Origin of the sequence: Dietzia sp. CQ4 (assembly GCF_014145125.1) — a bacterium.
Taxonomy (GTDB): domain Bacteria; phylum Actinomycetota; class Actinomycetes; order Mycobacteriales; family Mycobacteriaceae; genus Dietzia; species Dietzia natronolimnaea.
The window spans coordinates 1-11549 of record NZ_JAALDZ010000098.1 but is presented as its reverse complement, the minus strand read 5'-3'; the positions used below and the strand labels follow the sequence as shown (position 1 = coordinate 11549).

Genomic DNA, 11549 nt, shown 5'->3' with positions numbered 1-11549 from the left:
GCCGCCGCGGCCGCCGCCCCGGCCGCCGCCGAGGCCGCCGCCGAGCAGGACGAGTTCGACGTCGTCCTCGAGTCGGCCGGCGAGAAGAAGATCGGCGTGATCAAGGTCGTCCGCGAGATCGTCTCGGGCCTGGGCCTCAAGGAGGCCAAGGACCTCGTCGAGTCCGCTCCCAAGGCGATCATCGAGAAGGCCGACAAGGAGTCCGCCGAGGCTGCCAAGACCAAGCTCGAAGAGGCCGGCGCCAAGGTCTCGCTCAAGTGATCTGACGCACCACGTCTCCTGTGGGGCGGTCCGGCGATGTCGCCGGACCGCCCCACAGGCATTTCTGCAGGTCGGTCCGACGAGGTTTGTTGCGATACATTACTTATCGGTATGTAACGAAGCACGCGCTGCGAACGGTAGTTTACAGTGACCGTGGCCACAGATGATGGCTGCAGTGAGGAGTGGTGACGTGGGTATCGAGATATCTGTCGAGGGACTGACGAAGTCCTTTGGATCGCAGAAGATCTGGGAGGACGTCTCGTTCACCCTTCCCGAGGGGGAGGTGAGCGCGCTCCTGGGTCCGTCCGGTACCGGTAAGTCGGTGTTCCTGAAGTCGCTCATCGGGCTCCTGCGGCCCGAGCGCGGCCAGATCATCATCGACGGCACGGACATCCTCCAGTGCACCGCCAAGGAGCTCTACGAGATCCGGAAGCTGTTCGGTGTCCTGTTCCAGGACGGCGCGCTCTTCGGTTCCATGGACCTCTATGACAACGTCGCCTTCCCGCTACGCGAGCACACCCGGAAGTCGGAGAGCGAGATCCGGGACGTCGTCATGGAGAAGCTCGAGCTCACCGGTCTCACCGGCGCGGAGGGGAAGCTCCCGGGCGAGATCTCCGGCGGAATGCGCAAGCGCGCCGGCCTGGCCCGTGCGCTCGTGTTGGACCCCGAGATCATCCTGGTCGACGAGCCCGACTCGGGTCTGGACCCGGTCCGCACCACCTACCTCGCGCAGTTGTTGATCGACATCAACGCGCAGATCGACGCCACGATCCTCATCGTGACGCACAACATCAACCTGGCCCGGACCGTGCCGGACAACCTGGGCATGCTCTACCGGAAGAAGCTCGTCATGTTCGGCCCGCGCGAGGTCCTGCTGACGAGCGAGGAGCCCTCGGTCCGCCAGTTCCTCCGCGGATCCAAACTGGGGCCGATCGGCATGTCCGAGGAGAAGGACGACGCGCAGATGCGCGAGGAGCAGGCGCAGGCCGATGCCGGCCACAACGACGGCTCCCCGGGGGAGGACGAGGTGACGGGGGTCCCGGCGCAGATGCAGCCGACCCCCGGAGGCCCCGAGCGCAAGGGTGAGATCCGCCGTGAGAGGCGGGTGGCCGAGATGATGGACACTCTCCCCGCCGGCGCGCAGGAGGCCATCCGCGCCGAGTGGGCGGCCCGTGGGCACGGCGGTAACGGCAAGCACGCCGCGACAGCGACGGCCGGCGCCACCACCCGGGGCACCGCGGACACCACATCGACGACAGGTATCGACGACCACTACGGGTCCGACGAGAACTGAGGACACCGGAGAGGTCGGGGGAAATAGATGGCGGAGGGTGCTAGTCAGCAACCCGAGGTGAGGTCCGGTGTGTCTCCGGCGGACGTGGGTGGTGGCGTCCGGAGTGCAGCCGGTGAGGCGGGCAAGGTGTTCCGTCTCTTCCTCGAGGTGATTCGTGGGATCTTCAGGAGGCCGTTCCAGTTCCGGGAGTTCATCAGTCAGTCCTGGTTCATCGCCTCGGTCACGATCCTGCCGTCGGCGCTGGTCGCGATCCCCTTCGGGGCGGTCGTGGCGATGCAGACCGGATCGCTGGTCCAACAGCTCGGAGCAGAGGCGTACACAGGTGCGACGGGCGTTCTCGCCGTCGTCCAGCAAGGCGCGCCCCTGGTGACCTCACTGCTGATCGCCGGCGCCGCCGGTTCAGCCGTGGCCGCCGATCTCGGTGCCCGGACCATCCGTGAGGAACTCGACGCCATGCGGGTCCTCGGGATCGACCCGGTCCAGAGGCTCGTGGTCCCGCGCGTACTCGGCATGATGCTCGTCGCCGTGCTGCTCAACGGCCTCGTGTCCATCGTCGGGATCGCCGGCGGTTACGTGTTCAACATCCTGTTGCAGGGCGGCACCCCGGGCGCCTACCTCATGTCCTTCGGTGCGCTCGCGCAGCTGCCCGACTTCATCATGTCCTCGTTCAAGGCCCTGGTGTTCGGGCTCATCGCCGGCGTGGTCGCCTCGTATTGCGGAATGAATCCCAAGGGTGGGCCCAAGGGGGTCGGCGACGCCGTGAACCTCGGAGTGGTCCTGACCTTCCTCCTACTGTTCTTCGCCAACCTCATCCTCACTGCGATGTACCTGCAGATCGTTCCGCCGAAGGGGTCATGATGGCGATATTCACCGACGTCGGGCCCACCAGGGCCCGGCTCCGGGCCCTGGTGCGCGGCCCGGTCAGCTCGTTCGACAGTCTGGGTGACCAGCTCGCGTTCCACCTGCGGGCGATCCGCTGGATCCCGCAGACTCTCGTGCATTACCGGAAAGAGGTCCTGCGCCTGATCGCCGAGGTGACCTTCGGCGTGGGCGTGCTCGCGGTCCTCGGCGGAACCATCGGCGTGATCGTCATGATGAGTGGGTTCACCGGTGTCGTCGTGGGACTCCAGGGCTACGCCGCGCTGGACCAGATCGGCAGTTCGGTCCTGACCGGCTTCCTCTCGGCGTACGTCAACACCCGTGAGGTCGCGCCGCTGGTGGCCGCGCTGGCGCTGTCGGCGACCGTCGGGTGCGGTTTCACCGCCCAACTCGGCGCGATGCGGATCTCCGAGGAGATCGATGCGCTCGAGGTGATGGCCATTCCCAGCGTGCCGTATCTCGTGACCACGCGGATCATCGCCGGGTTCATCGCCGTCATCCCGCTGTACGTGGTGGGCTTGCTGTCCTCCTATCTGGCGACACGGGGCGTCAATACGATGCTTCAGGGCCAGTCCACGGGCTCGTTCGACCACTACTTCCATCTCTTCCTGCCACCGGAAGACGTGATCTATTCGTTCATCAAGGTGATCATCTTCGCGTTCGTCCTGGTGATGATCCACTGCTTCTACGGGTTCACCGCCTCCGGTGGTCCGGCTGGCGTCGGCGTGGCGGTGGGCCGCGCGGTCCGGACGACGATCGTTGTGGTCGCGATTCTCAACTTCTTTGTCGGACTCGCCCTCTGGGGCACAACCACGACAGTGCGGGTGGCGGGATGAACGAGCTTTCGACCGTATCCAAGCGCTTGCTGGCCGCGCTGTTCCTCGTCATTGTCCTGGCGTTCGTCGGCACCACCATCGCCATCTACAACCGTGCGTTCACGACCTCGGACAGTGTCACGATGATCGCGGACGACATGGCGTTCTCCCTGCCCAACGACGCCGACGTCAAGGCGCGCGGCGTCCTGGTCGGACGCGTCTCCGGGGTCGAGCCCGAGGGGGACAAGGTCCGCGTGAACATGGAGTTCGATCCGGCGTTCATCGACCAGCTCCCGGCCAACGTCAACGGCAGGATGCTTCCCAAGACTCTCTTCGGCGAGAGGTACGTCGACCTGGGTTTCCCAGAGCAGCCCGTGGGGACCATCGAACCCGGCGCCACTATCGAACAGGACACCCGCGGTAACGCGGTCGAGCTGGGCCGGGTCCTCGACGGTCTGCTCCCGGTTCTGGAGGCCGTCCCGCCGGAGAAGCTCGCCGGCACACTCGGGGCACTCAACCAGGCCCTGTCGGGCCGGGGCGACGAGATCGGGGCGAGCCTGGTGGAGATCGGCCAGGTGTTCGACGGCATCACCCAGGAGATGCCAGCACTGGAGGCGGGGCTCGAGGATCTCGCGACCTTCTCGCAGACCTATTCGGAGGCGTTGCCCGATCTCATCCATGCACTCGACGCCCTGCGCACGACCGGTGATACCGTGATCCAGCGGCGCACCGACATCGCGGACGGGCTCCAACGGATCAGCACCTCGGCGGAGGTCCTCACCGGCTTCCTCGCCGCCAACCGCTCGGACCTCATCGCCCTCGCCGCCGACTCCCGGACCTCGCTGGAGTATCTCGCCGAGTACTCCCCGGCGCTGCCGTGCACGGTCGAGCAGTTCATGATCGCGCTGGATCGCTCCGACGCGATCCTCGGCGTCGATTCCCCGAACCCGGGCATCCGCGTGACCATCGAGATCGCCAACCCCAAGGGCCGGTACGTCCCCAACCAGGACGAGCCGCGGTTCTTCGACACCCGTGGACCGCGGTGCTACGAGCCGGCAGTGCAGCCGCAGAACTTCGGCTCGGCGCCTGGCGGGGCCATCGCCGACGGCGCCTACCAGCCGCCCACCCGCAATCCCGGGCCGGCATTCATCCCGACCCTCCCCAACCCGCTCGACCAGGACGGTCCGGTCCCCGGGCTACGGACCCGCGGGTCCGTACCCGCCGCCCCGGGTCGGGCCGTCCCCGAGCAGCCCAACCTGCCGTTCCCCTCGACCGTCACCGCGGGGCAGGACAGGGACGTCATGGCGATGGCCTACGCGGGATCACCGCTGGAGACCGACACCGTCCGCACCGTTTACGGAGTCGCCACCGACCGCGACGCGGGTGAGATCCCCGCGTGGATCGGCGGGATCGGTGCTCCTGCTCTCCGCGGGGCGGAGGTGAGTTTCCGATGAGCACCAAGATCAAGGCTCTCTTCCGAGGGGGCGTCCTGGGATCGTTCGTCAAGCTGGCGATCTTCGTGGTGGTCACCATCCTGCTGAGCACGGTCCTCGCCACCACCATCCGCGGTGGCACCCGCGAGGCCGGGACCGAGTACTCGGCGATCTTCTCCGACGTGACGATGCTCGAGGAGGGCGACGACGTCCGGATCGCCGGCGTCGTGGTGGGTCACGTGACCGGCTTCGAGATCCACGACCGGGACCAGGCAAGGGTGGACTTCACCATGTCCGGTGACCGCACGCTGCCGGCCAACGTCCACCTCTCGCTGCGGCTACGCAACATGATCGGTCAGCGCTACATGAACATCAGCCGTGAACCCGGGCCAGTGGCGCCGATGATGCCGGAGGGGACGACCATCGGAATCGAGAACACCTCGCCCGCCGTGGACCTCACGGCGCTGTTCAACGGTTTCAGGCCGCTGTTCACCACATTGCAGCCGGAGGACGTCAACGCACTCGCGGACTCGCTCGTCCGTGTACTGCAAGGCGAGGGCGGGACCGTCGCGAACCTGGTCCAGCAGACCGGGCAGCTCACCAACCACCTCGCCGACCGTGATCAGGTGATCGGGGAGGTCATCGACAACCTCACCCGGGTCCTGCAGACGATCAACGAGCGGGACGTCCAGTTCCAGCAGCTCGTGGTGACCACCAGGCAGCTGGTGGAGGGACTCGCCGAGGAGCGCGACGCGATCGGTAGCTCGCTCGACTCGATAGCCGATCTGACGTCCTCCGCGGAGAACGTGGTCACCGCGACCCGGCCGAGCGTCACCGAGTCGCTCGATCACCTCAAGCTGGTCACGGACGACATCACCGCCAACCGGGACACCCTCAGCACGGTTCTGCAGAACATGCCGGTCAAGACCGACAATCTCATCCGGATGGGGTCGTTCGGGTCGTGGTTCCAGTTCTATCTCTGTGGACTCGACGTGGTGAGCGGTCCGGGCACGAACGTGCCCAACCTGCTGCCGAGCGGCGGCCCGACAGTCAATCACCCGGTGTACACCAATGTGGCGCCCCGGTGTAACGGGGGGATCTCATGAGTAAGCGGAAGCCGAGTGAGCCCAGGTTCGGGAACGCCACGATCGGCGCGGTCGGTGTGGTGGTGATCCTGGTTCTCACCATGACGGCGTTCAGCCTGGACTCGTTGCCCTTCGTGGGTGCCGGGCCCAAGTACTCGGCGCACTTCTCCGAAGCGGCCGGGCTGACCGACGGCAACGAGGTCCGTGTGGCCGGCGTCAAGGTCGGTGTGGTGACGGACGTCGAACTCGACGGGGACAAGGTCGTCGTGGGCTTCCGGGCCAAGGACGCATGGCTCGGGGACGACACGCGGGCGAGCATCCAGGTCAAGACCGTCCTGGGCCAGAAGTACCTCGCACTCATCCCGGCGGGGAACGGCGAGTTGGACCGATCCGAACCGATCCCGCTCGACCGCACGGTGGCGCCCTACGACGTGGTCACCGCGTTCTCCTCGGCCGCCGAGACACTGGACCAGATCGACGACGCGAAACTCGCAGAGAGCCTGGACACGCTCACCGACGCGATGCAGGCCTCACCCGAAGAGTTCCGCGGAGCGGTCGACGGCGTGGCCCGGTTGTCCCAGACGCTGTCCAGCCGCGACGCCGAACTCCGTGAGCTGCTCGAGGCCACCAGGACCAGTTCGGCGATCCTCGCGGAGCGCAACGAGGACTTCCGGAGGCTCATCGTCGGCACCGGTCAGCTCCTGGGCGAGCTCAACGGCCGCTCGGAGGCGCTCAAGCTCGTGTTGGCCTCCACCCGTGGTCTGTCGATCGAGCTCCGGAGGTTCGTCGCGGAGAACGAGGCCGAGTTCGGGCCGACCCTCGACAGCCTGGACTCCGCGCTGGCGGTCCTCACCGACCACGAGGAGGAGCTGAAGAAGTCGATCCACAACCTGGCGCCCTTCTACCGGCTCTACGCCAACTTGCTGGGCACCGGTCGCTGGTTCGACTCGGTGGTCACCAACCTCGTCCCGCCGGGCATCCCCGAACCGCCCTTCTATCCCGGCGCCCGCGCACCGGCCCGACAGAGTGGGATCAACTGATGCACAAGAAGCTGCCGTACTGGCTGGTCGCGCTGCTCCTCGTCGTCGTCGTCGCGATCGTGGCGGTCACCTACCTCGCCGTCACGCGGATGGGTCGGACCACCATCACCGCGACCTTCCCCTCGGCCGTCGGCGTCTCGCAGGGCACCGACGTCCGGATCCTCGGGGTGACCGTCGGCTCCGTCGACGAGGTCACCCCGATGGGCGACACCGTCGAGGTCAAGCTGCACGTCAACAGGGGTATCGAGGTCCCCGCCGACGCCAAGGCCGTCCAGGTGACCCCGTCGGTCATCCCGGACCGCACCATCCAGCTCCTCCCCGCGTACTCGGGAGGGCCCGTCATGGAGTCCGGGGCGCACATCCCGCTCGAGCGGACCGCGACGCCTGTCGAGGTGGACAAGCTGTACGCGTCGGTCAAGGACCTCACGGACGCCCTCGGGCCCGACGGCGCCAACAAGGACGGCGCCCTCGACCGGTTCGTGACCACGTCCGCCGACACCCTCGGTGGCAACGGCGCGGCACTCGGACGGTCGATCGACGAACTGTCCAAGGCCGCCACGACGCTGGCGGACTCGAGCCAGGACATCAGCGAGACCGTGGTCAATCTGCAGTCGTTCGTCACCATGCTTGCGCAGAACGACGCGCAGGTGCGCGAGTTCAACACCCAGATGGCGACGTTCAACCGGACCGTGTCGGGTCAGCGGGAGGACCTCCAGGGGGCCCTGGGTGAACTCAGCTACGCGCTCGCCGACGTGGCCCGGCTGGTTCGCGACAACCAGGACGTGATCCGGAGCAACGCGGACCGGCTGGTGACCCTCAGTCAGATCACCGTCGACCAGCGCGACGATCTCGAGGAGATCCTCAAGACGGCTCCGCTGGCCCTGTCCAACCTCATCGGCGCCTACGACTCCGAGTCGGGTTCCCTGTCGCTGCGCGCGAACCTGCCGGAGAAGCAGGACCCGGCCGGCGTCCTGTGCTCACTCATGACGCTGAGCCGTCTCAACCCGGGGGACGAGATGCTGAGGGAACTGGACAACCTGCGTCGCGCTGACATCCAGGCCTGTGAGGCGCTCGCGCCGGAGCGCAACCGCGAACTCCGGGCCTCCAACCCCGACCTGCCGCTCGGCATCCTGGCAGGCGAGATGAAGCAGTCGATCCCAGTCCCCGGGACGGTTCCGGGCAACTACGGCTGGCCGATGACGCCCGCCTCGGAAGGGGGTCGGGGATGAGCCGACACACAGTTCCCGTCGTCAACCGCAGAATCCGTGCCCTCGGCGTCGCCGCCGTGGTCACCGCGCTGGTGTCCGGCTGCTCCATGGACCTCGAGGACTACACGCTGCCGGGCGGTGCCGACGTGGGGGACGACCCCATCACGGTGGCCGTCCAGTTCGACGACGTGCTCGACCTGGTCCTCCAGTCCAGCGTCAAGGTCAACGGACTCGACGCCGGACGCGTCTCGGGCGTCTCGCTCGCGGAGGACGGGTGGACGGCGCGGGTGGAGATCATCCTGCGCGACGACCTCGACCTGCCCTCCAACGTGGAGGCGTCGATCCAGCAGACCAACCTCCTGGGGGAGAAGTTCGTCCAACTGACCCCACCCGAGGACGAACCGCCCGCCGGCAGGTTGTCCGACGGTGATGTGATCTCGACCTCGAACAGTCGGACGGCCACGGACATCGAGCAGGTGCTCGGTGCACTCTCGCTGCTCCTCAACGGCGGCGGCGTGGACCAGATCCAGCCGATCGTCGCGGAGCTGCGCGCGGTGACCGACGGTCGCGAGGAGGGGCTCACCGAGACCCTGCGCTCGGCGGACGAGCTCATCTCCGGACTCAACCGTCAGCGCGACAGCATCACCGATGCACTCGAGGGCGTCAATCTGATGACGGCCCGCGCCAACGACCAGCGGGAACAGATCCAGGCCGCTCTCGACGAGCTGCCCGCCGGGGTGGCGTTCCTCGAGGAGCAGCGCCCCCAGCTAGTGGAGATGTTGCGCCGGGTCGACGCGCTCGGGCAGGTGGGATCCGACATCCTGCTCACCAGCCGGGAGGACATCATCGCGGACCTGCGATCACTGCGTCCGGTGCTGCAGTACCTGGGTGAGTCGACTCCGGAGCTCATCGACCTTGTCGGGTTCGTCCCCACCTTCCCCTTCCCCGACGCGTCGATTCAGACGAGCGTCGGCGGCTCGGCGAACGTGTTCCTCTCCGTGGATGCGACGATCTCCGAGACGCTCCGTAACCTCGGCGCGAACCAGGGTGATCCGGTGCCGATCTACCCGAACACGACGAGCGGCCCGTACAACGTCGACCCAGGCAACCCCTGGGTGAACGGAAACGGCCCCGACAGGCGGACCACCATCGTCCTGCCGCTGTTGCCCATCCCGCCGATCATGGACCGGGCGGTCACGCCCAGGCCCGCGCCGGGTACCTCGGAGTTCTCCGAGAACTACCTGCCTGAACCAGGGGAGCCCGGATACCAGTGAGCAAGATACTCAAGACCCAGCTCATCGCCTTCTGCGTGATCGCAGCAGTGGGGATCAGTTACGTCGGGGCCAACTATGTGCGGCTGCCCTCGTTGTTCGGGATCGGTCAGTACCAGGTCTACCTGGACCTGCCCGATACCGGAGGTGTGTTCACCAACGCGGCGGTCAACTACCGCGGCACCCCCGTCGGGCGAATCGGCGAGCTCTCGCTCACCGACGACGGGGTCCGGGTCGAACTCGACCTGGATTCCAGTGCTCCGGACATCCCGGCGGACACCGTGGCCGTGGTGGCCAACCGCTCCGCGATCGGCGAGCAGTTCGTGGACCTGCGGCCCAATTCCTACTCCGAGCCGTATCTGCAGGACGGTGACGTGATCAGCGCGGGCCGCGAGGCGTTGCCGGTACGCGTGGAGGACCTGCTGGCCTCGGTCGACGAGCTGTCCCGGTCGGTGCCGCTCGACGACCTCGAGGTGATGGTCGACGAGTTGGGTACCGCGATCGAGGGTCGGGGACCGCAACTCCAGCGACTCTCGGACTCCCTCATCCGCATCTCCGATTCCGGGATCCGCACCATGCCGCAACTGCAGGCCCTCATCCGGGACGGGGCGACCGTCCTCGACACCCAGGCCGACCAGTCCGCGGAGATCATCAGCTTCTCCCGCGACCTGCGTACGGTGACCGAGGCCCTGCGTGACTCCGACTCCGACCTCGAGCGTCTCATCACCACCGGGCCCGAGTTCGCGGACGAGACGCGGTTCCTGGTGGAGAACTCCGGCGAGCCGCTCACCCGGACCATCGGGAACCTGTCGACCACCATGAAGACCGTGGACCCGCTCGCGCCGTCGTTCAAGGTGCTCCTGCAGTTGCTGCCGGCCCTGGCGGCCGGCGGCCTGTCGGTGGCACCGGGCGACGGCACCATCCACTTCGGTCTGGTCCTGGAGATGGACAACCCCACGCCGTGTACCCAGGGTTATGAAGGCACCTGGGACATCATCAACCAGATCAGGGCGCAGGACCCGTCATTCGACCCGCAGGAACAGAACTTCCCGCCGAACTACGACGCCGAGTGCACGGTTCCGCTCGGCAGCCCCACCGCCGTTCGCGGCGCCGACCGGGTCGAGTACGCCTACCCGGGCGTCACGCAGCCCTGGGACGCCAAGCCCAAGATCGACCCGGACCGGTTGAACCTGTCCGTGGCCGCCGAGCAGCTCGCGGTCCTGCAGGGACTGATCCCGCGGTGACCGGGCGACCGGGCGGTGATCCGGGGCGCCCTGGTTCAGGTAGCGTCGCCGCCATGAGTTCGCAGGGCAGTGTCAGGGGCGGCGACCGTCCGGCAAGGGACGGTGGCGAGGAGGGCCGGGCCGTCCCGAGGTGGCTGGCGGTCCTCTCGATCGTCGTGCTGGTGGCCGGTGTGGCGGTGCTGGGCGTGTTCGGCTGGCGCTATGCAGAAGCGCGGTCGGCACACGAGGTCGCGACCGAGCGCGAGACCGTCTCCGAGGTGGCGTCGCAGGTGATCATCAACGCGTTCAGCTTCGACTACCGCAACGTCGACGAGTCGCTGCAGCACCTCGCCGACGCCTCGACCGGCGATTTCCTCGTGGAGCAGGAGCAGTGGGCGGACGATGTCCGCACCCGTGTCGTGGAGCAGAAGGCGGTCACCACGGCGACCGTCTCCCAGTCCGCGGTGGAGGTCCTCGACCTCGAGGCGGGCGAGGCCGCCGTGCTGGTGGTCTTCACCGCCCACTCGGAGCGTGAGGGCCAGGACGACATCACCGGACGCCAGGCGATGCGGGTGGATCTCACCCGTGAGGACGGGTCGTGGAAGGCCAACGCGGTCAACCAGGTGGGCGTGACCGTGCCGGTCGGGAGCTCGAGTCAGTCCGTCCAGGAGCTGGAGGCGCCGGACACCCGGGACGGAGCCGGGAACGCGGACGCCGACGACCCCGACACGCAGGAGGAGTCGACCACCGCGCCGACCACCGCGCCGACCACCTCCGCCGGCCGATGAGGAAGGACGGGAACATCTGATGCCACCCATCAAGAGGACACCGAAGCCCGCCGGTCAGCCGGTTCGCCGCCGCCTGGCCGGTCACGCCGGATCGACCCGGCCCGAGGGCGGTTCGCGTGCGGGGGAGAATCACGACTACGACGGGACCGCCGAGGCCGGGACCACCGCCGACACCGCGCCCGCCGAGGATGCCGGGAACACCGCCGCCGCACCCGCCGAGGATGCCGGGACCACCGCCGGTGCCGGGACCGC

The 11549-nt window shown here is 67.6% G+C and carries 11 protein-coding genes and 1 pseudogene; all 12 read left to right on the top strand.

What is annotated here, in order from left to right:
* Positions 1-261: 50S ribosomal protein L7/L12 (gene rplL, locus G6031_RS06605; protein WP_182652820.1), on the top strand; the 261-nt coding region annotated here is incomplete at its 5' end.
* 190 nt (positions 262-451) lie between these two features.
* Positions 452-1555 (top strand): ATP-binding cassette domain-containing protein, encoded by a 1104-nt coding sequence (locus G6031_RS06600; protein WP_182652819.1) that lies wholly within the window; start codon positions 452-454, stop codon positions 1553-1555.
* Between the two features lie 27 nt (positions 1556-1582).
* Positions 1583-2413, top strand: a complete 831-nt coding sequence (locus G6031_RS06595; protein WP_187702113.1) for an ABC transporter permease — start codon at positions 1583-1585, stop codon at positions 2411-2413.
* Positions 2413-3270 carry an ABC transporter permease gene (locus tag G6031_RS06590; protein ID WP_107746647.1) on the top strand — a complete coding sequence of 286 codons (858 nt, stop codon included), beginning with the start codon at positions 2413-2415 and terminating at the stop codon, positions 3268-3270. Before G6031_RS06595 ends, G6031_RS06590 begins: the two co-directional genes overlap by 1 nt.
* Positions 3267-4703, top strand: a complete 1437-nt coding sequence (locus G6031_RS06585) for an MCE family protein (protein ID WP_107746173.1) — start codon at positions 3267-3269, stop codon at positions 4701-4703. The genes G6031_RS06590 and G6031_RS06585 overlap by 4 nt, the downstream gene beginning before the upstream one ends.
* Positions 4700-5788 carry an MCE family protein gene (locus G6031_RS06580; RefSeq protein WP_182652817.1) on the top strand — a complete coding sequence of 363 codons (1089 nt, stop codon included), beginning with the start codon at positions 4700-4702 and terminating at the stop codon, positions 5786-5788. The genes G6031_RS06585 and G6031_RS06580 overlap by 4 nt, the downstream gene beginning before the upstream one ends.
* A complete protein-coding gene (locus tag G6031_RS06575) occupies positions 5785-6807 on the top strand; it encodes an MCE family protein (RefSeq protein ID WP_182652816.1) in 1023 nt (340 codons plus the stop codon). Before G6031_RS06580 ends, G6031_RS06575 begins: the two co-directional genes overlap by 4 nt.
* A complete protein-coding gene (locus G6031_RS06570) occupies positions 6807-8036 on the top strand; it encodes an MCE family protein (protein ID WP_107746179.1) in 1230 nt (409 codons plus the stop codon). Before G6031_RS06575 ends, G6031_RS06570 begins: the two co-directional genes overlap by 1 nt.
* A complete protein-coding gene (locus G6031_RS06565; protein WP_182652815.1) occupies positions 8033-9289 on the top strand; it encodes an MCE family protein in 1257 nt (418 codons plus the stop codon). The genes G6031_RS06570 and G6031_RS06565 overlap by 4 nt, the downstream gene beginning before the upstream one ends.
* Positions 9286-10530, top strand: a complete 1245-nt coding sequence (locus G6031_RS06560) for an MCE family protein (RefSeq protein WP_107746183.1) — start codon at positions 9286-9288, stop codon at positions 10528-10530. The genes G6031_RS06565 and G6031_RS06560 overlap by 4 nt, the downstream gene beginning before the upstream one ends.
* A gap of 53 nt (positions 10531-10583) precedes the next feature.
* Entirely contained in the window at positions 10584-11297 is a 714-nt protein-coding gene (locus G6031_RS06555) for a hypothetical protein (RefSeq protein ID WP_187702112.1), read from the top strand.
* Between the two features lie 19 nt (positions 11298-11316).
* Positions 11317-11549 (top strand): annotated as a pseudogene (locus tag G6031_RS06550) (hypothetical protein); the annotation flags it as partial.

Coding starts and splice junctions, on each gene's coding strand:
- G6031_RS06590 (WP_107746647.1), top strand. CDS start 2,413: ATGGCGATATTCACCGACGTCGGGCCCACCAGGGCCCGGCTCCGGGCC.
- G6031_RS06580 (WP_182652817.1), top strand. CDS start 4,700: ATGAGCACCAAGATCAAGGCTCTCTTCCGAGGGGGCGTCCTGGGATCG.
- G6031_RS06575 (WP_182652816.1), top strand. CDS start 5,785: ATGAGTAAGCGGAAGCCGAGTGAGCCCAGGTTCGGGAACGCCACGATC.
- G6031_RS06565 (WP_182652815.1), top strand. CDS start 8,033: ATGAGCCGACACACAGTTCCCGTCGTCAACCGCAGAATCCGTGCCCTC.
- G6031_RS06595 (WP_187702113.1), top strand. CDS start 1,583: ATGGCGGAGGGTGCTAGTCAGCAACCCGAGGTGAGGTCCGGTGTGTCT.
- G6031_RS06585 (WP_107746173.1), top strand. CDS start 3,267: ATGAACGAGCTTTCGACCGTATCCAAGCGCTTGCTGGCCGCGCTGTTC.
- G6031_RS06570 (WP_107746179.1), top strand. CDS start 6,807: ATGCACAAGAAGCTGCCGTACTGGCTGGTCGCGCTGCTCCTCGTCGTC.
- G6031_RS06555 (WP_187702112.1), top strand. CDS start 10,584: ATGAGTTCGCAGGGCAGTGTCAGGGGCGGCGACCGTCCGGCAAGGGAC.